21 protein-coding genes and 1 tRNA gene are annotated in these 25,685 nt (G+C 32.0%); 10 read left to right on the top strand and 12 right to left on the bottom strand.

The window, feature by feature from the left end; all coding sequences use genetic code 11:
• Window positions 1-840, top strand: coding sequence for a hypothetical protein (locus GSY47_RS16030; protein WP_179001210.1), 840 nt, complete (start codon window positions 1-3; stop codon window positions 838-840).
• A gap of 176 nt (window positions 841-1,016) precedes the next feature.
• On the opposite strand, the gene GSY47_RS16025 is transcribed toward GSY47_RS16030, so the two are convergent.
• From GSY47_RS16025 to GSY47_RS16010, 4 genes are all read right to left on the bottom strand, one after another.
• Window positions 1,017-2,579: a serine hydrolase gene (locus tag GSY47_RS16025; RefSeq protein WP_179001208.1), complete on the bottom strand. Its 1,563-nt coding sequence runs from the start codon at window positions 2,577-2,579 to the stop codon at window positions 1,017-1,019.
• A 207-nt stretch (window positions 2,580-2,786) separates the two neighbouring features.
• Window positions 2,787-3,329, bottom strand: coding sequence for a DUF3575 domain-containing protein (locus tag GSY47_RS16020; protein WP_179001206.1), 543 nt, complete (start codon window positions 3,327-3,329; stop codon window positions 2,787-2,789).
• An 87-nt stretch (window positions 3,330-3,416) separates the two neighbouring features.
• A complete protein-coding gene (locus GSY47_RS16015) occupies window positions 3,417-3,971 on the bottom strand; it encodes a porin family protein (protein ID WP_179001204.1) in 555 nt (184 codons plus the stop codon).
• Between the two features lie 88 nt (window positions 3,972-4,059).
• Window positions 4,060-5,196 (bottom strand): helix-turn-helix domain-containing protein, encoded by a 1,137-nt coding sequence (locus GSY47_RS16010; RefSeq protein ID WP_219071476.1) that lies wholly within the window; start codon window positions 5,194-5,196, stop codon window positions 4,060-4,062.
• A 339-nt stretch (window positions 5,197-5,535) separates the two neighbouring features.
• Here GSY47_RS16010 and GSY47_RS16005 point away from each other — a divergent pair, with 339 nt between their 5' ends.
• Together GSY47_RS16005 and GSY47_RS16000 are read left to right on the top strand one after the other, a co-directional pair.
• On the top strand, window positions 5,536-6,087 hold the full coding sequence (locus GSY47_RS16005; RefSeq protein ID WP_219071475.1) for a GNAT family N-acetyltransferase: 552 nt from the start codon (window positions 5,536-5,538) through the stop codon (window positions 6,085-6,087).
• Window positions 6,088-6,271: 184 nt separating this feature from the next.
• Window positions 6,272-7,750: a serine hydrolase domain-containing protein gene (locus tag GSY47_RS16000; protein WP_219071474.1), complete on the top strand. Its 1,479-nt coding sequence runs from the start codon at window positions 6,272-6,274 to the stop codon at window positions 7,748-7,750.
• A 627-nt stretch (window positions 7,751-8,377) separates the two neighbouring features.
• Here GSY47_RS16000 and GSY47_RS15995 read toward each other — a convergent pair.
• The 5 genes from GSY47_RS15995 to GSY47_RS15975 all read right to left on the bottom strand — a co-directional run bounded on the left by GSY47_RS15995 (window position 8,378) and on the right by GSY47_RS15975 (window position 12,875).
• Window positions 8,378-8,830 carry a hypothetical protein gene (locus tag GSY47_RS15995; protein ID WP_179001196.1) on the bottom strand — a complete coding sequence of 151 codons (453 nt, stop codon included), beginning with the start codon at window positions 8,828-8,830 and terminating at the stop codon, window positions 8,378-8,380.
• A gap of 396 nt (window positions 8,831-9,226) precedes the next feature.
• Complete coding sequence (locus GSY47_RS15990) at window positions 9,227-10,363, bottom strand: hypothetical protein (protein ID WP_219071473.1); 1,137 nt, start codon at window positions 10,361-10,363, stop codon at window positions 9,227-9,229.
• A gap of 136 nt (window positions 10,364-10,499) precedes the next feature.
• Entirely contained in the window at window positions 10,500-11,492 is a 993-nt protein-coding gene (locus GSY47_RS15985; protein ID WP_219071472.1) for an HNH endonuclease signature motif containing protein, read from the bottom strand.
• 169 nt (window positions 11,493-11,661) lie between these two features.
• Window positions 11,662-12,081 carry a hypothetical protein gene (locus GSY47_RS15980; protein WP_219071471.1) on the bottom strand — a complete coding sequence of 140 codons (420 nt, stop codon included), beginning with the start codon at window positions 12,079-12,081 and terminating at the stop codon, window positions 11,662-11,664.
• Window positions 12,081-12,875, bottom strand: a complete 795-nt coding sequence (locus GSY47_RS15975) for a hypothetical protein (protein ID WP_219071470.1) — start codon at window positions 12,873-12,875, stop codon at window positions 12,081-12,083. The genes GSY47_RS15980 and GSY47_RS15975 overlap by 1 nt, the downstream gene beginning before the upstream one ends.
• Before the next feature lie 541 nt (window positions 12,876-13,416).
• On the opposite strand from GSY47_RS15975, the gene GSY47_RS15970 reads away from it, so the two are divergent.
• The 5 genes from GSY47_RS15970 (at window position 13,417) to GSY47_RS15950 (ending at window position 21,278) form a co-directional block, all read left to right on the top strand.
• Window positions 13,417-14,505: a hypothetical protein gene (locus GSY47_RS15970; protein ID WP_219071469.1), complete on the top strand. Its 1,089-nt coding sequence runs from the start codon at window positions 13,417-13,419 to the stop codon at window positions 14,503-14,505.
• 122 nt (window positions 14,506-14,627) lie between these two features.
• Complete coding sequence (locus GSY47_RS15965; RefSeq protein ID WP_219071468.1) at window positions 14,628-15,470, top strand: toll/interleukin-1 receptor domain-containing protein; 843 nt, start codon at window positions 14,628-14,630, stop codon at window positions 15,468-15,470.
• A gap of 240 nt (window positions 15,471-15,710) precedes the next feature.
• Window positions 15,711-16,946 (top strand): SEFIR domain-containing protein, encoded by a 1,236-nt coding sequence (locus tag GSY47_RS15960; RefSeq protein ID WP_219071467.1) that lies wholly within the window; start codon window positions 15,711-15,713, stop codon window positions 16,944-16,946.
• 246 nt (window positions 16,947-17,192) lie between these two features.
• On the top strand, window positions 17,193-17,615 hold the full coding sequence (locus GSY47_RS15955) for a hypothetical protein (RefSeq protein WP_219071466.1): 423 nt from the start codon (window positions 17,193-17,195) through the stop codon (window positions 17,613-17,615).
• A gap of 99 nt (window positions 17,616-17,714) precedes the next feature.
• Complete coding sequence (locus tag GSY47_RS15950) at window positions 17,715-21,278, top strand: TIR domain-containing protein (protein ID WP_219071465.1); 3,564 nt, start codon at window positions 17,715-17,717, stop codon at window positions 21,276-21,278.
• A 99-nt stretch (window positions 21,279-21,377) separates the two neighbouring features.
• Here the strand turns inward: GSY47_RS15950 and GSY47_RS15945 are convergent, their stop codons facing one another.
• A complete protein-coding gene (locus GSY47_RS15945) occupies window positions 21,378-22,622 on the bottom strand; it encodes a relaxase/mobilization nuclease domain-containing protein (protein ID WP_219071464.1) in 1,245 nt (414 codons plus the stop codon).
• Entirely contained in the window at window positions 22,610-22,999 is a 390-nt protein-coding gene (locus tag GSY47_RS15940; protein ID WP_246611341.1) for a plasmid mobilization protein, read from the bottom strand. The genes GSY47_RS15945 and GSY47_RS15940 overlap by 13 nt, the downstream gene beginning before the upstream one ends.
• A 712-nt stretch (window positions 23,000-23,711) precedes the next feature.
• Here GSY47_RS15940 and GSY47_RS15935 point away from each other — a divergent pair.
• Both GSY47_RS15935 and GSY47_RS26450 read left to right on the top strand, forming a co-directional pair.
• The gene (locus GSY47_RS15935; protein WP_219071462.1) at window positions 23,712-23,981 is read left to right on the top strand and encodes a hypothetical protein; all 270 of its coding nucleotides are present in this window, start codon (window positions 23,712-23,714) and stop codon (window positions 23,979-23,981) included.
• Window positions 23,982-23,984: 3 nt separating this feature from the next.
• A complete protein-coding gene (locus tag GSY47_RS26450) occupies window positions 23,985-25,634 on the top strand; it encodes a recombinase family protein (protein ID WP_219071489.1) in 1,650 nt (549 codons plus the stop codon).
• Here GSY47_RS26450 and GSY47_RS15925 read toward each other — a convergent pair.
• A tRNA-Met gene (locus GSY47_RS15925) sits at window positions 25,594-25,666 on the bottom strand. The genes GSY47_RS26450 and GSY47_RS15925 overlap by 41 nt on opposite strands.
• Window positions 25,667-25,685: the final 19 nt, after the last annotated feature.

Genomic DNA, 25,685 nt, shown 5'->3' with positions numbered 1-25,685 from the left:
ATGAACATAATAGAATTATTCGAAGAGTTAAAAATAGATAAAAACAACATTCTATTATTTTCCCCAGAAGACATAATCCGAGTAGAAAAGCAGATCAATGTTGAGAAAAGAATCAATACGGATATTGATGTTAATGTAGCCAATAATTTGATTTTGGCTATAAAAGACTATCGCGAAGAACTTCACTTTGTAGTCTCCAATCGAATTTTGTACAATCTTTTTTCGAAAAAAAATTATTCCCGTAATAACTTTCCTTTTCCACAGAGAGAATATGATTCTGAAAAGATTCAGCACTTCATAAATCAATTCCTTAATGATGATTTGGTGCTGTTTTTTGACCAGAATTTATCTCAGAATAAATTTGATATCATTAGTGATATTTTTGATTATAAAGACTGTTTTCCAGAAGATGCGCTTTTTCAATTGACTAAAAAATTAAGCGGAAAACTCGATGTCATACTGGTGCATTTGAACCAAAATAATTTTCAAAACATTGATATTTCGTACATTGAATATAGAAGTTTTTATGTTTTACTGTCTTACTTTAGTTCTATTGAGATGGATGATAAAATCAGAAGTCTTGTAAACATAGTTTCGGCACGTTATAATGCTAATAAACTGTCTAGTTTTTATATGGCTTGTATAATGTCGATGGAAGGATATGTAGCTTATGATCCGTATTTGACAGATGTTTTGGTAGGAAATAGAGAAGCTGTCCTTGCGAATGAAAATGATAGACACTCATCAAACGATTCATCAGGAATATCTGGAAAAACTATTTTTTTTATCATACTTGCTCTTGTAAAAATGATGGTTCTTTTTTCTAAATGTTCCCATTAAGTTTTGAGTTGCATAATATTCTATCAATAAGGTTTTTTTATTCACTTTATGACAGAAGTATGAATATTAAAGCCAGCAGAATGCTATTTGACAAAATAGGGTTGAACGAACTTCTCAATACTCCAAAAATCAAGTAATAATTAATTAGGAAGCTTTACTGTAAAGCTCCTGACTCTCTATTTCTCTACTCTTTTGAAATCTAAATCTTGAAAATCAAAACTAAAATCCATGTTTGGAGAGATACCTTTCATTTTAATAGACTGTGCTTTACCTGTTTCGTCAAGAGAAAATAGAACAAGAGCATCACAATTCATGGCTTGGTATTCCCATTTTACTGCAAATGTATTGGCATTATAAAAAGCCATTGGCCCATTTAGTTTTGGCGAACGAAGACATTTGATCCACAACTGTTTGTCTTTTAAAAACACTTCTGCTTTTCCAAACCAAGGGTCTTCATAAATGCCAACGTAATCTTCATTTTTTATTTTAGTGTTTTTTGCAGAAGCAACTTTTTTCCAGACATTTTTGGTTACCTCATCGCTTTCCGTTTTATCGTCATCCAGCCATTGGGCAACTTTATCTGTCCAGCCAAAATCATCCATACCTAAATAACTGTCCTCAATAGTATTGGATACCGCTGTAAAAAGACCGCCGCCACCATTTTCAGTATTCGTCAGAATAACAATTCCTAAATTTAAATCAGGAAATAGTGTTACTTTGGATAACATTCCTGGCAGACCGCCTGTATGTTCCACTTTAAGATTCCCTTTTGCATCAGATAAAAACCATCCTAAACCATAACCATTAAAATGAGAATTGTATCTCGGATCAGAATCTGTACGCATAATGGTATGCAGACGCCACATTTCGTCATGATTTTTTAAAGAGAACAAAGACGATTTTTGATCTTCGCCATATTTACCTTTATTTAATCGCACAATCATCCATTTTGCCATGTCGGCAACGTTGGAGTAAATACCTCCTGCGGCACTTGCTATTCCAATATCATAAGCTTCGATTGTTTTGATGGTTCCAGATACGGAAGAATGCGGAACGGCAAGATTTGTTTTGTCTTTCAGCAGACTTCCAACAAAAGTATGATTCATCTGCAAAGGAGTTACAATTCTTTGTTGTACAAATTGCTCATAAGGCATTCCGCTGACTTTTGCGATTATTTCTCCAGCAATTATATAAAGTAAATTATCATAGTCAAATTTTGTTCTAAAGGCAGAAACAGGTTTGAAATGCTGAAAACTTTTTGTCACGTCTTGTATTGTAAAGTTGGATCCGTCGGGAAAAAACATCAAATCGCCAACACCTAATCCAAGTCCGCTGCGATGCGTTACTAAATCCTGAATATTAAAATTCTCTGTAACATAATCGTTATACATTTTAAATTCAGGCAGATAATTTTTAACCTTATCGGTCCATTTCAATTTACCTTCGTCTTCTAAAATTGATAAAGCAGCTGTTGTAAAAGCTTTGCTATTGGATGCAATTTGAAAATTGGTGTATTCGTCTACTGCTTTTTTGGTTTCGATAGAATTGACTCCGTAACCTTTCGAGTGAATTATCTTTCCATCTTTAACCACCGCAATTGATGCTCCAGCTACTTTAAATCTTTGCAGCGTATTTAGCATTAAAGAATCAATTTTTGCAGAGGATAATTGAGCAAATGATGCCGAAGAGGCAAAACAAATAAAAAGTAATAAAGCGAAACGAATTCTCATTTTTTTCATATTAATTTCATTTTTGGACTTATTTAAAAACAATTCAAAAGAATATGACTGTTTTTTAAATTATAAGCTGATAGGGTATTTAGTAATGACGAATATAAGAAATATCTTTAATCTATTGTCAAATTAAAGAAAGCCTGAGAAATATAAATTTCTTAGGCTTTTGTAAGGTGAAGCATTGAAAATATATAACCAAATTCTTGAAGGTTATTAAAATCGATATCCAGCACTAAGTCCAAATTTTGCAACAATAGTATGATCTGTTTTATCAGCATTGATTAATATACCGCCATAACCAATATTTGCTTCAAAAAGAAATCCGCTTTTACTAACCCATTTCCAGCCTCCGCCGGCACCGAGAGCAAAATTAATAACGTCGGGATTTTCGGCATATATGGAATGATCTTCTGAAGTGTATATTTTTTTACCATCTGTTGAAGCTAGCATTCCAAATCCTTCCACAAACCAGCCCGATGCATATTTTTTACCAAAATATCTTCTGTAATAGGGAGAAATAGAATAATTCATGTCATTGCTTGTGTCGGTTGTTAATACATGAAAATAATAAATGCCTAACGACGATCTGTTGTTTAAATGTCTTTCGTAGCTTACGTTTAGGGTTTTGTTAAAGGCCGCAATTGCATTTATGGTAATGTCATTTTTTTTCTCAAAAGGATTTGATTCGGTTTCATTTTGAGCATTGGCGGAATAAAAGGCAAGTAAAATGATAAGTAGTAAATAGTTTTTTTTCATAAAAAAGGGTTATGATTAATTTTGCTGTTTCAAAAAGAAAAAATCCTTCTTCAATAAATGAAAGAAGGATTTTTATTTTATCAAGTTTTAGAAAAAGAAGTAACCAACGGATACCTGAAATACGCTGTTTTTATTTTTAACAGAAGAGCCCTCTACATTATTAATGTCAGTTAATCCCAAATTATATCTTACACCAAAATTAAGTCCGTTTTCTAGTTTATAGCCTATACCAAAATTAACACCAAAATCAACAGTATTAAACAAATCTTTTACATCTGTTTTTTCATTTTTAGCAGAAAGTAAAAAACCTACCTGCGGTCCTGCTTCAAGACTCAATCCTTTTGTTACATAATATTTTCCCATTAAAGGAATGTTCAGATAGTTCATAGCAACAACATCTGTATTCAAGCTATATCCCTGACGAGAATACATTACTTCAGGTTGGAAAGAAAATTTTTCAGAGATTGGAATTTCCGATACAAGGCCAACATGCTGAGATGTTACATAATCAATGTTATTGGTGTTATCTCCGCTGACAGTTGAAAAGTTTAAACCCGCTTTAGCTCCAAATTTAATTTTTTGAGCATTTACATTCATAAATCCTAAAACTGTAAAAACAGTTAGTAATAAAATTTTTTTCATAAAAAGTGATTTGAATTATTTGGTGCCAAAATTCATAAAAGCAAAATCAGCAGAGGTTTCAAAAGCTTAAAATTGGATAAAATGGGACTTATTTGCTGGTGTTTTTGTATTCATTTGGTGTTAGACCAGTAACTTTTTTAAAGGCTTTATAAAAAGTCGTTTTAGAAGTAAAACCAGACTCTAGCCCCATTGCGAGCAGATTGTAGTTTTCGTATTCAGGATTTGAGATCATTTCCTTAACCGCTTCAACGCGATATTGATTAATGTAATTGGCAAAGTTATCTCCTGTTATAATATTTATGATTTGCGAAAGATATCCTGGACTTATACAGAGTTGTTGTGCTACTTTTTCTCTATTTAATGTACTGTCGGTATAAATGTGCTCCTCTTTGCAAAGAAGTTCCAGTTTTTGAAAATAAAGATTATCTGCCGTTATTGACTCTCGATATTCTTCCAAGGTATTATTTTCGATGATATGTAACTGGTCAGTCGAAATAGCCAAATCGTTGTTTAGAAAATTGAAAATAGCTTCTTTGTTTTTTGCCAATTTGTATTTGTAAATACCAATATAAGCTGTCCAGTGAATTACAAATGTTACAGCTAAACCCAGAACACTCATGATAAAAGAAACATCTAATTGAAAAAACCAGCCAACCATATAAGTAGTTAACCAGAAAACTAACAGCATATACATGAAAGTTAATAAAGTAAGAACCCATTTTTTCTCTTGCGGATCCTTTAAATGTCTTATCATAAAATAGGAGTAAAGAGGTAGAAACAAGACGATAATAATAGCCAATAAAAATTGAATCATCCTAAGGATATTAATTAGGTACATGAAAGACTCAGGAATTTTATAAACTCCTGCTTTAATGTCAAGATATACAGCAACAGTAAGAAGACTATTATAGACAAATGGAATGTAATACCAATAGGTTTTTTGTCTGTTTTTTACAGTTTCATCAATGCGGTTTATAATAAACTGAAATGTAAAAACAGGTAATAGAAATATCCAATCGAAAGCATCTACAAAACATAATAAAGGATAGGATTTAAATACATCTTGAAGTTCAAAAACATAATTTAGTAAAACGATGGAAAGTGTAAAAAGTAAATAAGCGAGATATTTATTCGATTTACTATTGAATAAAGAGGACTTTAAAATAATGAAGCCTAAAACTATTCCCTGAAAAATAGCAATATTTAAAAGTGTTGTATAAATCAATTTTCTAAGCTAAAGGTTATTGTAAAGTTTTTTTAGAGGGGTATAATTCGAATTTACCGTTTTTTAAAACATAGCTAATTTCATATTAAATAACAGGACGAATTTATAGTAATGCAGATGACTTTCTAAATGGATTAAGAAATGATTAACTAAAAAACGGATAGTTTGATAAAATAGAACTATTTCAAAAGCTTTCTCTGCTCTACGAAGTATTTATTTAAAAGCTATGTAATCCCGAAAGCTTTAGGGATTAACTTTGTGATTTTTGTAACACATAAAAATAAGTTAGCAATCAGTCCTTGACGACAAAAAACGATAATCAGAAACAAACAAAAAATCATGAAGAAAGAATTTCCAACTATAAAGACAGAAAAACTTTTACTGCGGCAATTTGCAGATAGTGATCTTGAAAATGTTTTTAAAGGACTTTCAAATCCTGAAGTCATTAAATATTATGGAGTGAGTTTTCAAACATTGGAAGCGACTAAAGAACAAATACTTTTTTTTGCCGACCTTGAAAAAAACGATACGGGAATTTGGTTTGCCATTTGCTCGGCTGATAACAGCACATTCTACGGAGCGGGCGGATTAAATAATTTAAGTAAAGAGCATAAAAAAGCAGAAATCGGTTTTTGGTTAATTCCAGATTTTTGGGGACATGGAATTATGAAAGAAGCGATGCCGTTAATTTGTAATTATGGATTCGATAATTTAGAACTTAACAGAATTGAAGGATTTGTTGAGTCGGAAAATAAAAATTGCAAAAAAGCAATGGCTAAACTTGACTTTCAATACGAAGGAACTATGAAAGACTGTGAAATTAAAAAAGGCAAATTTATAAGTCTTGATATTTATGCTAAAATAAAAGATAATTTAATAAAGCCTGCGTAAGAAATAATTAAAAAAGCTCCAGAGAAATCGGGAGCTTTTTGCATTAATACAAGAACATTTGAATTAATATATCTTTATAAATGATTGATAAAATAACCAGAATCTAAATCTGAAAGAATAATATTTCATTATTTTCGTTTAAAAATCAATCATCAATCATCAATCATCAATCAAATCAATCAAAATGAAAAAACAAATTTTTCTTTATTTTACCGCTTTACTTTTTACAAGTACCATCTCAGGACAAGAGATAAAAGATTTCTTTTCGACCCTTGCTAAAAATAATCTTTTTAACGGCAGTGTTTTAATTTCTAAATCAGGAGAAACCGTTTTTTCTGATTTTTATGGATATGCTAATATCGAGAAGAAAGAAAAAATCAATGAAAAGTCTCAATTTACAATTGCATCAGTATCCAAAACGTTTACTGCGACAGCAATACTGCAGCTTAAACAAAAAGGAAAACTGAATATTAACGATCCTGTCCAAAAATATCTTCAGGATTTTCCTTATCCTAATGTTAGTATTAGACATCTGTTGAGCCATACTTCTGGAATAAGTCACTACTATCGTCTATTTGATAATGCAATAAAAGAAAATCCAGAGAAAACTTTTTCTAATGAAGATATCATACCAGCATTAATTGAAAATAAAGTACCGCTTTCATTTGTTCCAGGAGATAAATGGGAATATAATAATGTTAATTACTGCCTTGCGGCTTTGATAGTTGAAAAAATAACTGGAATTAGTTTTAGAGATTATTTGAAAAAAAATATTTTCGATCCTGCTAAAATGAAAGATTCATTTCTTCCTAAGGATAGAAGGATTAAAGAACCAAATCAGGTCGAATTGTATACTTATCCAAACTTTTATTCAACGAATTTAGTCAATGTTCAAACCTTAAAAGAAACCTCTTTAATAGATGAGAAAAGCAATTTCTATGGGCCTGGAGGCATTGTAAGTACGGCTCTAGATTTACAGAAGTACCAAAAAGCATTATTTAGCTATCAGCTTTTAGGAAAGAAAGAATTAGAAGAAGCGCTGACACCAGCAAAACTTAATGATGGAAAAATGGCTTCTTTTCGAATGGACGAAAAAGAGATTGCTTATGGTTTGGGCTGGGCGATGTACACTAATGATGCTAATGAAAGAATAGTTTTTCACGACGGACTCAATACTGGGCTTACATCAATGTTGATGCGTAATATTACTAGGAACAACACGGTTATTTTGCTGTCCAATACAGCAAGTCCAGTTTTTTTTACGGCCAATGAAGTTTTGAAATTAATCGACCATAAACCTTATAAAATGCCTTTGCAGAATCTTTCCAGAATCTATGGCAGTCTGCTTGAAAGCGGGGATAAAGAAAAAGCAAATCAGTTAATTGAAGGATATTTAAAAAATCCAGACACATACGAAGCATCAGAAAGAGATTTTAATAGATTGGGATATCAATTTCTTAGACTCCAAAAAACAGACAATTCTTTGCTGACATTCGCTTCGGCAGTATTACTTTTTCCAAACAGTTCAAATGTATATGATAGTTATGGCGAAGCATTGCTCCAAAGCGGTAAAAAAGAGGATGCAATCAAGATGTATAAAAAATCTGTTGAATTAAATCCAGATAATGAAAATGGTAAAAAAGTATTGAAAGAATTGCTGTAATTACCAGATGTAAAAGTTTTAATCAAGGTTTAGAAAACAAAAAAGCTTCAGATTACTCTGAAGCTTTACTCATAAAATGCTTCGCGGAGCAGGCGAGATTATTATTTAATCCAATAAATTAAAAATGAAAATATTATATATATTATTATTCACTTCATTAAATTTTGTTATTTTCAATATTTTATCCAAACAAATTTTAAACTTAAGATTCAAAATTTTAGTTTCAATCTTAATAGTTGTGTTTTGTTTGTTGCAAATTAGTTTGCTTAGTAAGTTAGGCTATATGAATAATGAAAAATTCTTTATCTTGTTAGCATTTAGTTTTGTTGTTTTTGTATTTCATTATGGTATCAATTTTATATTGTCTATATTTTTAAATAAAAATGATACTTTTCAAGCTAATTACTTAGTCAAAGGGTTTGGCCTTTTTAGAAATTATATAATTTATATTTTAATTGGTTTTTTTCAGGTTTATACAATATTAACTCAATCACTCTAATATTTAGGTGATGTTTCCCCTTGCTCTCTTAATAATTCAAATGAAATGCTACGCAATCCCGAGAGCTTTCTGGATTGCATAGCTTTGCGAATAAGACTTTGCGGAACCAGGGGTTGTAGCCAGTTTTTTTATTCATTTATTTTATAGACTTCGTTTTTGTTAGGCGTTTCGCCCCAAACAGAGAATGCCATTATATTTTCGTTATCGCCCAATATTTTCCCTCGCATTTCAAAATTATCAAAAGATAATGTTAGCGTTTCTTTTTCAGTTTCTCGGTAATGTCCTGTCAATACTGTATCTGAAACATTTCTATCATATCTTTTGACGTTAATAACTTTCGAATGTAGTTCAACCTTGTTATCAAGTTCTCTGAATATTAGACTTTTTTGTATCAAGTATCCGTCAAAGTTTCCTCCTCCAACCCAATCAATATAAGGTGCTATTATCCCTTGAAAATATTCCGAATCGTATTTTATTCCAACCATATTTTTAAATTCTATAATTATTCGGAAATTAAAACAGCTTCTCTGTTTTCCTTCGCTGGCAGGAACATCACGCTCGTGAACAAGACGAATGTTCAAAGGTAAGTAAAAAAAAAAAGCTCCAGATTTCTCTGAAGCTTTTTGTCTATGTAGCGGGAAGCATTCAATTATCTAACCAGATTATTGCAGATTATTATGCGATTTTTGCATTCGCATCTTAAAATGCTATTTTAGAGTTTATATAAATCAAGTATTCCAATTCTAAGAAGGTCACCAGAAAATAAAAAATAGAGATTTTAGATTCTTAGACTTTTTTATGATTAAGAATTTTTTGTGTCTTAATTTAGTTTTATGAAACGTTCTATACTGCGAGTTTGTAGATAAATTGAGCCCATTCTTCGAATTTGCCAAATCATTCAAAAACAAATTTTTCTATAAAGTCAATTGCTAAAATCTGCTGTAGTAGCTTATTGGTGACTGTCTTTACTTATCATCTTATTTATCAATTATCATTTCTTCAAAATCACTTTCTTTTGTTCCTACTTTCAAGGGGTCTTCAACTAAAAATTCTTGATATGCTCTTTCAAAATCTGGTTTGACTAAAATTTTAAGTTGCCCTTCGTCTTTGAAGTCTTTTGAGATTAGTTTCCAATTAACAATTATTTCATTTTCATTTGGTACGGTTTTAATGAAAATATCGTCAGAAACAAATGTATCGTCTCCAACTAAGATTGTTTTTTTAGGAACCACTTTCCCTGACATAGATTCTGTCCATAGATACACGTCTGTTACATACTGATGTGCTGAAATCATAGCTATTCCATAATTTTCTTTATTACTTTCTTTTAAGTCAAGAACTTCACCATCAAAACTGAAAAACAATTTGTATTCTTCAATAGGGTCAATTCCTGTATTGTGAATTTCGAAGAGTATTCTGCAATAACTAAGATTGATTTTTGTCCCTGAAAGTACAGTGGGAACATTAAATCCGCTTAAGGGCTTATTAAATTTCTCTTGTTGCGCAAGTATATGTGCCAAGGGATTGTTGTAAGGTTGTGCTGGAACAATTTTTTGCTTGTAATGAGTAATGGTCTTTTTGTATCTTGGTGTAAGAGTAATTTCAGGTAAGCTGTCTTTGAATGTCACAGCAACACTTTTCTTCGTTTTGAAGTTTTGGCTTTTTACATAAAAGTCGTGAGTACGCTTATTTTCGTCAATTAAATCAACAATATCTTCCCAAGAAAATATGTGAACTTCAAAAAGTCCATAGGTAATATTTTCAATGTTTTGTTTTCGGATAAATTCTTCTATTCCAGCATCTTTAACTGCTGTTGTTGCAAAGTATAGTTTCTTTAATGGAGGTTGAAACAATTTCGCTTTTTCAATTTCATCTTTTATTTCTTCTTCACTGAACTGTTTATTCGTGTATTCATCTTTTCCTTTACATTGGATGCCATAATATTTGTCTTCGCCAAATGGAATTCCATAAACGTCAACTCCGTGTTGAGTTTGTCCTGTACGCCCGTTCTTTTTTATTTCAGGACAATCCCAAATTTCTCCCCACAATTTTTTACATAGTGTCTCAAAGTCTTGCCAATTATTTGGTCGTCTAAGTGATAAAGAAGCATCCATTTATTTTTTTATTTTGGTTGTAAATTGCGATGTTGTTGTAAGGTTGTCAATAACGTTGTGGCACTACATTAGGTTTAGTAAATCAAGCCATTCTTGGGATTTGCCAAATAAGGCTGTTAGCGGTTCAGTATAATATTTAACAATAATCATCTATAGAATCTCCGCCTGTCCATTCCAATCCTTGCGCAAGTATAAATTGTTTGTCAGCTCCAATTTTTTCAAAAAAAGTTCCAAGACTATTATGTATGAAAACGTTGTTTTGAAAAGTTATTTCTGCCAATGAATAAGGCTTTATTGGATTTTCATCACCGCTTTTGCACATAATCCACAATGTGGTTTCGTCATCAGAAATTGCAAAACGTTCAACAATTGAACTTGTGTATTGGTTTCGGGAAAATACATTTCCTAAATTTAGGTTTGTAGCATATGCGTTTATCGGATTTTCGATTTTTTCCTGTGGACAACAAGGAAATTCAGTCGGTGTTTTCCAGTTCCTAGATTTTTGAACAGCATATGGAGTTAGAGAATTTATGAATTCCTTTTCAGTTTCAACATAATCAACGAATTGATTTGACAGACTTCGATTATAAATCCATTCACCTAATGAACCACCGTGCGATGGTTTATCGCTTTTTGCCCAAGCCAATAATCTTTCTTTACTTGTTTGTGCCTCTTCAATACTAACAGTTGCCATCCATTTATAATCTGGATTCTGAAATTTATCTTGAAATTGCGCTGGATTAGCTAAAAATGCTTCTACACTACCACAGATATAGGCTATACGTTTTGCTGTTATTGGATTAAGCAAAATGTTTTCTAATCTTGTTACCCAACGTAGATTCTCGGGGCGATTATTCTGTTTATTTGTGTCAATATGGTCAACAACATGTTCTTTTGTTGGCGGTTCGCCATGAAATGCGGTTGCAACTATTCGATGAATTACGACAGAGACAATTTCTAAATATCCCGTTTTGCTGTTTAGTTTACCAAAACTCCAATTGCTGTCTGTAGGTCTTGGTCGTTTTCCTTCTATTGGATAACGAAATACCGCTCCGTTGTCACGAACACGGTAGCGTTCATTTTTATAAACGCATTCGTTTTCTTGTTTAAAGTTTTCCAAATTAACCATAATGTCTTATCATGTTTTTAACGACGGACTTTCTTATGCTGACCGCTAACGTTCTTGCACTACAAGCAGTTTGGGATTAAATTAAGCCTTGCCTTCGGATTTGCCAAATCTTCCAAATACAAACCAATTTTTCCATTAAACCAAATGCCCAAATTGCTTGTAGCGCGTGTTAATAGCAGTACTTATTTGAATTTTCGCACAAATATATACCTAATGGAATAAGTAGCATAAGACAGTAAATTGGCCATATTGTATTGGCCTTTAGACATTTGATTATTGTATTTTTTCCTGTGTTGTAATTTTTAGCATCCATAGAAAAGTCAATAGCATTGTCATCTTTACGTCTTACATCATCATATAAACTTCTATAGCGTCTTTCTTGAAGAAGGAAGAACGCATTTAAATACCAAAATATTGGTACTGCAATATAGGTAAGGATTGCGTATGTTATATTTGAATCTTTTTGCGCAAGTACAAAAAGCGCAGAAATAAGCGTGATAGTCCATCCTTTAACTATAAATGAGTTTGTACTCATTCTATTTATTGTGTTATGTATAAATTCCAAATGTTTTAATTTATTTTCTGACATTATATTAAGAATTTTGTATTGATAGGATGTTGTTTGTATAAGTTATCAAGAGCTTCTTCTGGCGAATTTGCATAAGTTTTATACCATTTTACTAAATCAACAGTGTTTAATGTTGATAAATGTGAAAGTTCTAAGTCATATTCAATATTTAACTTTATTAGAGCACTTTCGTTCAAGTTTTTCACTTCTTCAGTAGAAAAAAGTCTTGTTTCTCGTTTTAGTCTTTTTGGCGTTTGTTTTCGAATAATTTTTGTTGTTGCAATTTCTGAAAAAATCCATGGAGAATTAGTTTTTTGACTAATTTCTGTTGAAGTTGAGATTGAATTTGGTGAATTGAGAAAAAATAAACATTCACTTGTATCAATCATCTTGTTTAAAGCAGAAGAAAGCATTAAATGAACATGAGCCGTTGAATAGTTTCTTTTATTGTAATCATACATTTCGCCATTTGACTGAAGACAATATTTATCATCAATTTTTTTTAATAATTCATTTGAATATCCCCAAACTGTTGAATCAATAAATGTCCATATTTTGAATTCTTCATATAGCATTCCTGCAATAATTAATGCTTTTTCCTCGTCTTTGTGCGAGTGTGAAAGAAATATATGCGATTTTATTTCAGGAAACCATTCTTCCATAATTTTGGTTCCATCTAGTGAACCATTATTTAATAAAAAACTATCTAAAGATTTTTTTACGTTGTCATTATTGATTTTTGAAATTTGTCTTCCTGTTTCAATTGAAGATGTGTTTAAATCATTTGGAATTTTTAAATTAAAACCTCTATACATATTTATATTTAATGTTAAATTGTTACGTTTTTTCAGGTATTGCTACTAACTAGTACGTATCACTGACTACATCAGATTTATCTCATTTAAATTAGGTAGATATGTCTGATAAACGTCAGAGTTTATTTATTATCAAATATATAATAATAAACTTATAAATCTTCAGAAAGACTTTGATTTGTAGAATGCTTTTAATAGTGACAGGATACAAATTTTGGTAGTTTTACTACGGAATTGATCAATTTTTAAGCTCAATTACATAGCAAGGAATAACTGCAATATCCAACACTTTCTCTAAAAATGCATTTGAAGAGCAAAAGATTCAGAGAAAATTGAAATTCCTATTTATAATGTCAATTTCTTGAACCACTTTTCTCTGGGATTTGATAAATTATATTTGGTTTACTCTAAAATCTTGCACTTTGAGTCATAAAAAATCTTGTAATTTAACGAAGATCTGCTATTATCTATCAAGACTTTAATTTTTTCTGATAAAATATGAACTAAGTTCCTGCCGTTTTGGGTTGTAAACAAAGTGCTTATGAAAACAATCACGTTTACACGCGAGGAGTTATACGATTTGGTGTGGAAAAAGACCATGGAGCAGATCACAAGACTCTATGGTATATCCAGTTACAATCTCCGTAACGCCTGCGAAGAAATACAGGTTCCTCTGCCTTATGCCAGCTACTGGGTACAGGTAAGGTACGGCAGGGAGTGGAAGACAAAACTGCCGCAGAATTATACGGGATCCCAGACAGTGAAGATCCTGAAAAAGAAGTTTGAAACCGAAAAACATATACCGGTTCCTCCGCCTATATTATTGCTTACAAGAGAAATTGAAAAAGACCCGAAAGCTCCTCTTGAAGTTTTGGAAAAACTAAATAAGCCTCATAGACTCATACAGATTACTAAAGATAACTGGGAAAAACGCGACAAAAGCAAAAGTTACTGGGAGCCGAATAAGGAAGGACTATTCTTGCATGTAGCTGATTCGCTTATGCCCAGGGCATTTCGCTTCATGGATGCATTGATCAAACTGCTTGAATACCGTGGACATGAATTAAGAAAGAACCAGTACGGCTATACGGTCGTAGTGGTGGATGGCATCGAAATCGAGGTGCATCTTCGTGAAGCGAACAAACGTGTACCTTCGAAACAAGGATTCAGCGCAACGGAACTAATACCAACGGGTGTCTTTGTCTTTCAAGTAGGAAAATATTCTGACCAGAAAGAATGGCGAGACGGTACAACACCCTTGGAAGGAATACTTGCGAGGATTGTTGCCAAGCTGGAAATAATGGCAGATAAGGAAAAGAAATGGCAGGAAGAAAGCAGACTGCGACAGATAGAACGGGAAAAACAAGAAGCAATTGAAAGGAATAAAGCTGAGATAAAGCAAAAAGAGGTACAGGATTTCAAAGCCTTGCTTGAGGAAGCACACAGATTTGATGAGGTGACGAAACTACGGAATTATGTAAAAGCTGTTCAAAAGCAGACCGATCCACTAGATGAACAGACTCAGCAATGGATAATTTGGGCTGAAAAAAAGATCAACTGGATGGATCCCCTCATATGTGCTCCTGATGACATCTTTACAGAATATGACTTAAAACAGTATAAAAAATAGTAAATGGCGCCTACAAGGCGCCTTCATCCTTTTTGAACCTCGTTAATTATATTATAGCTTAAGATCTAATAATCAGTAAAATTATTTATATTCGAAGAATTTAGTAATTAATAAAGTAAAAAATGAGTTATCAATATGACGTAACCCTGTCCTTTGCAGGAGAAGATAGAGAATATGTAAATAAAGTTGCAAAAACTTTGCAAGAGAATAATGTAAAAGTTTTTTACGATAAATTTGAGGAAGTTGATTTATGGGGTAAAGACTTAGGTTTGCATTTTGATTATATTTATCGAAAAGGGGCAAAATATTGTGTCCCATTCATTTCTCAATATTACAAAAAAAAAATCTGGGCAAATCATGAAATAAAAACTGCTATATCTCGTGCGATCGAAACAAATGTGGAATACATATTGCCTGCAAGATTTGATGATACTGAAATTGACGGGATTAGACCAACATTAGGATTCATAGATTTAAGAAATGTTACTCCTGAAGAATTAGCCCATTTAATAATAAAAAAGCTTGAAAAAGAACCTACGGTTCCCTTACAAGAAAAAGAGCAAGAAGATGTCGAAGATGTCTACTTGGGAATAAAAATGCTTGCAAACTATGGAAGTTATCGAGGCTTGGCGCTTGGAATAAATTTCGTCAATAAAAACAAAGAACATAGGTATGTGAATGAACCATATTTTGAACTTAGTGATGAAATTGAGGGCTTTGGCACAAAAACATTTTTTCTGATAGAAAAACTTCAGGATGTTAAATTTCCAATTAAATTAGAATATGGACAGTCATTTGATGTAAATTATATTCTTAAATCTGGTACAATTAAACTTTGGAATAAACTTCCAAAAGACGCAACAGTCCAGTCATTTATTACAAATTCTGTTGGCGAAAAATTCAAGTCGAATAAACACTCTATAGAAGAAATTATTCGCATCTTTAATGAATTAGGCATAGATTAGATTTAAGCCTTGTAAAATTTTCCATGTTTAAATTTTTCATCTAATTAGATTTTAATTTCTTGTTGATAAAATTGTATTTTTTTTAATATTTAAACTAATTTATTACATTTTTTTCTAATGAGTATTTGTAAGAAGTTTTTCCTATATTAGCCAAAAACAAGTTAAAAGTAATGACAGCTATTTTTGTTATAAAAGAAGATTTTTTATTTGAATTCATAATGGCATAATAAATTAAATTTAATGAATTATAATCCAAAAGTTTTCATCCATTATTCTTGGGATAGTGAGCTACATAAGAATTGGGTGCTTTATTTGGCAAATAAACTTATTTCTGATGGAGTAGATGTTATTATTGATTTTTATGATTTAAAATTGGGAGCAAATAATACTTATTTCATGGAGCAGATTTCGACAGCGTCGAAAGTTCTTTTGATTATGACTCCAAGTTATAAACTCAAAGCAGAAAAGCGAATATCAGGAGTTGGATATGAGTATCAAGTAATAAGTTCTGAATTTGCAAAAAGTATTTCTACAAACAGAAAATTCTTCCCTATTTTAAGAGATGGAAATGTCGAGTCGAGTATTCCTATTTTTCTTCAAGGATTTCTTTATCTTGACCTCAGAAATGATAATTCTTTTGAGCAATTGTATGTTGAACTGTTAAAAAATATTTATGATGAACCAATAAATTCTAAGCCTTCACTTGGCAAGAAACCTGATTTCGTAAATTCAAAACCCTTACCAAAGATGAAAACTGTTAAGGATATTTTAGAATTAGGATTATCCCGTAATCAAGCAAAAAAGATTTTGGGTAAACCCGATACAGACGGTACAGTAGTGCAAACTTATTGGAGTCATGGCCTGGAACTTTTTTACAATAAACATTCACCTAATAAAATTGATGGTGTTTTAGCAAAAAGGCAACCTTCGGGTATAAGTTTTGACTATGAAATTAATGGTATTTTTTTAGGTGAAAGCTTTGCAGAAATTAAAGCGAAATTGGGAAATCCATTGAACTGGGGCTTACCTAATACTTTTACATCTTATGCCTTTTACAAAATCGATAGTCGGTTTCTTACTGTAGCTATTTGGAGAGATAAGCCAGACAAAGAATATGTAGATTTCAAAATAGGAACTGCATACGCAATCGCTTATTGTGAAGAATATTCTTCAATAGCATGCGAACCGATAGTGGCAATAACAATTGAACAGATAAGATTTGGTAAAAAACTCACTTACTTAGAGAACAAACCAAAAGAATATAAAATAGATTTTAAAGAAGCTTACTTCAAAGAAGAATATGTTGTTTTCTCTATTCATCCATTTTTAGGAGGTGGTTATATGGTTACGATATTATTTTATGAGTCAGGAATCCTCTTAGATTTTTGGCTTTACGATTTAAATTGGTCAAATTTAGTTGTAAGGATGATTTCAAAACGTACTCTGGATGAATTTAAGAATGCCGATGCAGAATGAAAATAAATGATATGGAATTGCCTAAAAGGAATAAATAAAATTATGAAATTAATGAGTTAATTAGAAGGCGAGAAAGATCTTTCTCTTAACGAATATTTTGAATATCCATTAGATTTAAACCATTTAGCGGTAATTGATAATAGTGATATAATAAAATGGAAGAACAGATATCATAATGAAAAATACAGTTTGGACGTACTTTATCAATTAAAATCAAAAAAAACTAATTTAAAAATTATAATTACTATGTCAGAAGAAAAAAGACAACATCTAGAATTTATTCATAATACAATTAACAGACTAAGCGATAAATCTATTCAGATAAAAGCTTTAACTATAACTTTAACAGCAGGGCTACTTGCTGTGTATGCTAGTACACCAAAAATTTTTCTTATATATATTACCATACCTCAAGTACTATTTTTCTGGTTGTTGGACGGCTATTATCTTCAACAGGAACGAAAATTTAGGGGCATATACAATGATGTCAGTGGTGTTACTTCAACACGTACAGTTCTATCTTATGAAATGCCAACTCAACACTATAAAGAGGGGAAATACAGTTTTTTAGCTTGTTTTTTTTCCATTTCTAAATTACTTTTTTTTGGTTCAATGATTGTTATATTAGGTTTTACAATATATGCTTTAAAATCAGGATGTAATCTTTGAAACGTTTGAGTCAGTATGTAAATACGGCAAAAAAATATTTGTATGATAGTATAATGTAGGTTTAGTTTCAAGAGCAATTAAAGAAAACAAAAAACTTTTATGGAATTTTTTAAATGTAATTTATATATAATTGGAGCTCCTGGAGTAGGAAAGACTTTTTTACGAAGAGCTTTAGAGGATTTTTTTTATAATGATAAAAAATCAGCTAGAGATATCTTTAAAGGTGCTGATTGGACTATAAATACAGAAGATCTTCAAATAGAAGTTGAAATAAAAGAAACTAGGAATTTTGATTTTGCCTTTCGAGAGCGTGATTTAAAAGAAGTAAAGAGCATTTATATATATATTACAGAAAACTATAATGATAACTTGGATTATTCGATAAATCCAAAAGATATTGAACATTTGAAAATTCTTTCGAAGGATGCGACAGTTATTTTAGCGTCAGCTTCTCGTTATTATGATAAAGAAAAAAAAGTAAATCTCAATCATATAAAAAAACTTTTACCATTTATAGAATATGTAATTCCTATCTATGAATTTTATTATCGTGAATTTGAAAGATTGTCTCAAATTAGCTACTTATTAAGGCAAATAATAATAAATTCTCACCCTCATTCACTTGCACATGCAAGAAAATTAATTACAGAGAATTTTAAAAATGAAAATCCTATTTTGGATTTGGGGAATTGTGGATTAACTAGCTTAAATGATGTAAAGGAATTATTTAAAAATACTCATTTAAAAAAATTGATACTTAGTAATGAATGGGGAGAATTTAAAGATGGGCGTTGGATAAGAGAAGTTAGCGATAATAATTTTGAACCCAATATATTTTTTGGATTTCCAAAAGAAGTTGCAAATTTAAAGAATCTAGAAATCCTTATCGCTGGTGGAAATTGGAAAAATAATAGAAGAAAGGATAGATATTTTTCTTCAAATTGGCATATAACTGACTTAAAGCCTTTGTCAGGGTTAAAAAAGCTAACAATAGTTAACGTAAGTAATAATGAAATAGAAACGATTGCACCGCTTTCAGGCTTATATAATTTGACTAGGTTGTATTTGAACAATAATTTATTAAAAACATTTGTATCTATTGGTAAATTTCCATATTTAAAAGATTTATATCTAAGTAATAATTTACTAAAAAATATTAACTTCTTGTCTTCCGTAGGAGTGAATCTTCAAACAGTTGATTTGCATTCTAATAACATAGTTGATTTAACCCCTATAAAGGATTTGATTTCTAAAATTGGTATTAAAGATTCAAAATGGGAGAATGCAACTATAAGTATTGCTCGTAATCCATTATCAGTTCCACCATCAGAAGTGGTAGCTAAGGGAAAAGATAACGTTATGGCTTATTTTTCAAAACTTGAAGCTGAAAAGGAAATTAAAATTAAGCCATACAAAAATGCCGACATAAAGCTAATAATGGTAGGAAATAGTAATGTTGGGAAATCAACTTTTGTTCATTGGCTGAAAAATGACAATGTTGACAGAACAATAGCAACAACGCACTGGCTAGATTTAGGAGTATGGAGTTTTAAAAAAGATGGGCAAAATTATACTGTGAGAATATTTGATTTTGGAGGTCAGGAATATTATCATGATACTCATCATCTATTTTTTACAAATAGAACAGCGTACGCATTAATTTGGGATGAAAAGTCTAATCATTTTGGAGATTTAGAAATAGAACAAATACAGAGAGGAGGCGAAAAAGCGCTAGTAAAGATTGAGACTTTTCCTCTTGAATATTGGCTAGATTCTGTCAGATATCATACAGAGAAAAGAAAGTTGACTCAGACAGAAAAATCAATATCAAAAATTCTAGATGACCGTGACGTACAAATTGAAAAATCATTAAGAACGAGAAGAAATTGGTCAAAATCAGTAATCGAATCAACTAATAAAGTAATAGAGGTAAATAAGGAAGAGGAAGAAAATATATTAATATTACAAAACAAGGTCGATTCAAAAAAAGCTAAGTTATTTCTTAATGAGGAAGAGCTGCGTAGAAATTATCCAAAAATATATGATTTTGGACAAATTTCACTATATGAAAACAAGAGATTAGAAATAGCAAAAGAAACTCTTTTTGAAATTTTTAATAGTTTAGAGCTTTTAAATCGACAGTTTTTAGGGACGTGGAATTACATAAAGCAAGAAATCGAAAAACAGAATTTTAATAAAAGTTTTTCGGATATTGAATTTATGAAGTATTGCAATAAAATAATTAAAAAGTTACCCGAATTAGCTGGAAAATCGAATTCACAAATTAAAAATGTCCTTTTTACATTAGAAGATTCTAAAGTGTTTGCTTCATTTTTAGCTGATATTGGTTTATGCTTATATTATCCTGAAAATATTCTGCTAAAAGAAAAAATATTTTTAAATCAAATTCAGATAATGAACGATTTAAATAAAGTACTTCTTGAAATTAATAAAGTTACGGGTGAGATTAGTGAAACAGATATTTCGAACATTTTAAAGAAAGGAGTAGCAAGCAATGAAGTTAAAGATTTAATTAATCTTATGCTTCACTTTAAAATTTTATTTAAACACCCTCAGGAGGTAAAAAAATCCTATGTAGCTCCTCTTTATTTACCTAAAGAGCCTCCTCAAAGTATTAAGCTATTCCAGTCACTTTTTGAAAAGCCAGTATATAGATTTGATTATGAGACATTTATTCATAAAAGTGTAATATTAGATTTCTTTCATATTTATGGTTCAAAAGCATTGAGTGAAACAAGTGATGATTCTTCGTTTTATTTTTGGAAGAATGGTATAATAATTAAAGATGAGAGTAGTAATGATATTGTGATGGTAAAGTTTGTTCCATGGAATGGTAATAACAAATGTGCTTCACTTAATATTTATGCCATAAATAATACGAGCGACTCTTTCATAAAAAAAATTGTCAACGATATTGATCAGATTAATCAAGGAATAAATGTGAAGAAATTTGTTCCGAATAAATTTTATGAAGATTTTATTCCTTTGGACATTATTCATGAGAACGAAAAAGAACAAAATCAAGTGTTCTACCATGATAAAAAGTACTATAGATTATCATCATATAAAAAGTACTTAAATACACCTTTGAAAATGAAAAAAATATTTATATCATATTCTAAACAGGATTTACGATTAGTAAATAAATTTATTGAGCATCTTTCTGTTTTACAAAGAGATGGTAAAGTTTCTCATTGGTACTGTAGTGAACTTGAAGCAGGTTCAGTTTGGAATGAGGAGATTCAGAAACATCTAGCGGAAGCTGATATTGTATGTTTTATGATAAGTCCAAATTTCATGAGAACTGATTATATTCATGAGCATGAAATTAAGAAGGTTTTTGAGAGAAAAGCTGTAGATCAAAATTTTAAAATAGTTCCAATAATATTAAATTTTTGTCGTTGGGCAACTGAAAATAATGATTTAAGTCAATTTACAGCTCTTCCTTATTCAGCGAAACCTGTTGTTGATTTTAAAAATCAAGATATGGCTTGGTATATTATAGAAGAATGTTTGCGTATAATGATAGATACAGATCTTAATCCTGTAGGTGAAGATTTTTTCAATTCCCAAAAACTTCCAGCAGATGTTTTGAAAATTTACAATAGAATTGTTGAGGGTAAGGTAGATGATAATATTTGATAAAAGTTAAGAAGAGAAAAAAATAAAGAAAAACACTCTGGATTTTATAATAAACTTCTAAACAAATTAAGACTGTGTTATTAAAACCTATAATTTATTTTATCTCCCTTTATAGAATCTCTTTCTTTTTTTCTGCATAAATTGTTTTGAAACATAGTCATATATTTTTTCTCCACGAAGCAGGATGTCTGCAAGATTTTCTTTTACATACTCTCTTGATTCAATATCTTGGAAGTTCTCTAAATTATTTGAAATAGAATTATCACATTTTTTTTCATGTGCCAGAATGTTTATCGCACAGTATTCCTGAATTCCTTTTGCACTGAATTCTTTTCCTAGACTGCTTCCATTGAAAACGGATCTTGTTTTGTGGTCCACGTAGGTTACTCCGTAAAGCTGTCCGTCCCTGCTTTTTCTTAGTATCATGTGGATGCTTTCTCGTTCTAATATCTTGGATAATTTTTCGGGAGAAAATATGCTTTCATGAGTGAAAGCCAATTTTATGGCATTTTTCACATATTTTTTACAAGATTCTTTCTCTGCCTCATTAGACTTAAACTTTCCTTCCAAAAATTTTAATGTAGGTCTACTGTAGAATTCACTGCCTTTTATAGGCACGCCGATCGGTTTTGAATTTTCATCAAGTATTTTGTAAAGCAATCCATTGTTTTTAAAAACTCTCGATTCTTCGCTTCCTCTGTCCGCATGAACATTATAGAGGTTTAAAACTGCGTTGAGTTCAGGCAGGCTTGAATATTTGTAATCAAATAAAACCTTTTTTAAAACTGAATTGATCGCCTTTCTGGACTCTGTTTTTCCGTATTGGACTCTGCCGACATCTATGGGATTTAACGAAAATTGTTCTTTCTGTTTTCTTCCTTCGGCTTTTACAAGCCCGAAAATTTCTTCAATTTCTTTTCGGGCAGGTTCTGATTTTCTGATCCCTAATAAATGCAGGTCGATTCTTTTTCCGTCTCTCTGGATGCTGTTTGTCACTATATGGCAGTGCGGATGCCCCGCATCATAATGCTGATACACCAGATAGGGCTGTCTGCCGAATCCCAGTTTTTCCATATAAGTATCTGCAATTTCAGCCAGTTTTTCTTTTGAATGATTCTCCGAAGGATCAAAGTTGAGCGAGATATGTACCGTGTTTCGCTTCGTATTGGTATTGAGTTCTGCCAGTTTTAGAAAGCGGTTTAATTTTGAGGTGAAACTCAGTTTTTCCAGCTCCAGCGGATAATTTACCGCACTGATGCATTCCGCTTTTCCGATCTCAACTTTATTCTCATTGTAATTCAGAATTCCTCTTATGGACGAGCTTGTTTTTATCACTGCAACCATTTTTCTGCGATTTTCTGTGTGTGGTTTGAGACCTCTTCCATTTTATCAAAAAGCCTTTTTCTCTGAATCTCGAATAGGTAAAGATGTCCTTTAAAATCGGGAACTGTTTGCAATGAGTTTATCTTTCTGGCAATCTGATTGATATTATTGCCGATTGCCCGCAATTCGGAGGTAAGTACGGCTGTTTCTTCCATCAGATCGTCTAAAGACTGATTTCTGTAAGTGGCTACAATTGGTTTGTTGAATAAGTGGCTCCTGATGTGGTCGCTTAATTTTCGGCAGGTGCTTGCTCTGAATCTTTTTTCCAGCTCGGCATACTCCAAAGGAGTGAATCGCAGTCCCACGATTCGTGTTCTGTTTGAATTTTCTCTTTTCATCATCTATCATTTTCATTGTTATCAAACTCTCTGATTTTAAGTTTCTCCACCGCCGAGTTCCGAGGCAATGGGTGGCAAGATAGGCGGTTGTTTAACAACTGTTCATCTTGCTGATTGCAGGAACGTGGCAATCTTTGGAGATTTTTAAAAGCAGGCTTCTAATTTAGAAAAAATATTTGAATCTATCATGTTTAAAATATGTCCATGATGGCTGTAGGCTGTTACAATGGATAAATGCTTAAAAAAAGAAAAAGGGAAAAAAGAAAGCAGTCTGAAATTGGACAGGCAGACAGCTGAAGTGCCATAAGTCCTGGAGGGCGGATTTTTTGAGGGACGATAAAAATACGTTATGGGCACTTCTCTGGCTGTGTCCAATACCTTGCTTTTCTTTTTTCTTTTGGCTTATTTATAATATGAAGCAGTTAAATTATTCGTATTTAGCATAGACACTGCTTAAAAGTTTTATGGACATATTATGTCCATGAGATTGACGCAAAAGCGATTTATCTTTGTGAGAACATGAAAATGGATTGGGTGATGATAGGTAAATTTTACTTATGAACCTCAGTGAATTAGGTTTTATATTTGTATTTATCCCCACCAAATTTTGATCAGGGTAAAATGAAAAAAGTGTTTTAACTTTATAGCGGATAGTGATTGTGGAATAAAAAAGACCAGTACTGGTCTTTTTTTAATGAAGAGGAATTGTATAATGAAAAACAGAGCAACGGATGAGAGAAGAAGAATCACCCGAGGGAAAACTTTTGTAAATTTACAAATTGAAAAACAAGGGGTTAGATTCTGTAAAGAAGAGAGTGGTATTTGTGATGCAGAAGAAAAAACTAAAACAAATGAAGGAAAATTAACAGTTGAAGAATTAAGAAAGTGCAGAGGTTTTGAAGAAATTTCAGAATCGGAGGGGAATGAGATAATCGAAAGCTTATTTCAATTGGCAGTGATTGTATATAATTTTAAAATGTAGATTATGGGGATTGAAAGTTTTAAAAAATTTCAGAAAGAGAAATTAGCACAAAGAGCTGAGGTAAAAGAAATTTGGGGCTACACAAGGGTAAGCTCCAAACTGCAGTTAGTAAACAACAGTCTTGAAGAACAGCGTATAGAAATAATACAGTTTGCTTCCAAAAACGGCTATACGCTCAAAAATATGCTTGGAGGCACTTATGAAAGTGCTTCGGGAGATTTTACCAGAAAAGAGTTTACAAGGCTATTGGAAGAGGTTAAAAGCGCAAAACAGAAACCTTTTGCAATCGCCATAAAATTTATCAGCAGGTTTTCCAGAACAGGAGGAAACGCCATAAGCATTGTTCATGAACTTGTGGATAAGCTCGGCGTGCATCTGATTGAAACTTCTTCTGGTCTTTGCACGAATGATGAGTATAGCAAACTTGATATATACAGCAAGCTTTTAGATGCCAGAAGGGAAAACATGGACAGGCTTGAAAAAACACTTCCTGGAATGAAAGCACTGCTCAGAGCGGGAAACTGGCTAGGCAAAGCACCCAGAGGCTACACAATGAGAGGAAAGAAGGTAGGGGATTATGCCCTAATGCAGGAGAAGCAGTCTATTACAATAAACTTAGAAGGAGAGATTTTAAAGAAAGCATGGAAGTGGAAGCTTGCGGGTGAGAGGGATTATGTAATCAGGGAGAAACTGGCAAAACTCAATTTAAATATTACAAAACAGTCGCTAGGTGCTATGTGGCGCAATCCTTTTTACTGCGGAATATCGGTAAATGCACTGCTTGAAGAGCCAGTGAAAGGAAACTGGACAGGTTTGGTCAGCGAAGAAGATTTTCTGAAGGTTGACAGAATGCTCTCTGAAAGCAAAGTGCCAATCAAGGAATATTCCAAAAGCAGGATCAATGAGTTCAGACCATTGACAGGTTTTTTAAGATGCGAATGCGGATGTCTTCTGACAAGCTATGTGGTGAGAAAAAAGAATGCGCACTACTATAAATGCCAGAAATGCAGAAATGCCAGTTTCAACGCATTGACCACGCCATATTCAAAAACGGAAGGCTTGAATGATTCTTTTGAAAAGCTATTATCAAGATACACGCTAAGTTCCCAATTTGTAGAGCCTTTCAAACTTCAGCTGAACAAGCTTTTTGATATCATGGAAAATGAAGGAAGGGAGGAAATGAAAGGTCTGCTTTCGAAGAAAAAAGATTTGGAAACCAAAATTGAAAATCTGGATAAACGCTATTTTGACAATCCGAATTTCGGAGATGAAAAATACAATAGATACTCGCTTCAGTTTGATATGGAATTAAAAGAAGTTGAGCTTCAGATTACGGTAAACAGCAAAAAAATATCTAACCACGGCAGACATATCGATAAAGTAATAGAGAAAGTTACAAACATCAATAAATGCTGGAAAGAAGGCGATATTGATAGCAAGATAAGAATCCAGAATCTGGTATTTCCAGAGGGATTGTCAATCAGGGCTGAAAACAGGGAATATCTAACTGGACGAGTAAACTCGATTTTTGGATTAGTCCAAACGTTTACAGGCATTGACAGAGGCAGTAAAAAACAAAAAACCCATCAAAAATTTGATGGGTCATTCTCTGTAGCGGGAACAGGACTCGAACCTGTGACCTTCGGGTTATGAGCCCGACGAGCTGCCTACTGCTCTATCCCGCGATGTTTCGGGTGCAAAGAT

The organism is Flavobacterium quisquiliarum (assembly GCF_019308285.1).
Classification (GTDB): Bacteria; Bacteroidota; Bacteroidia; order Flavobacteriales; family Flavobacteriaceae; genus Flavobacterium; species Flavobacterium quisquiliarum.
The sequence above is the reverse complement of the archived record's forward strand: the minus strand, read 5'-3'. Positions and strand labels throughout refer to the sequence as shown.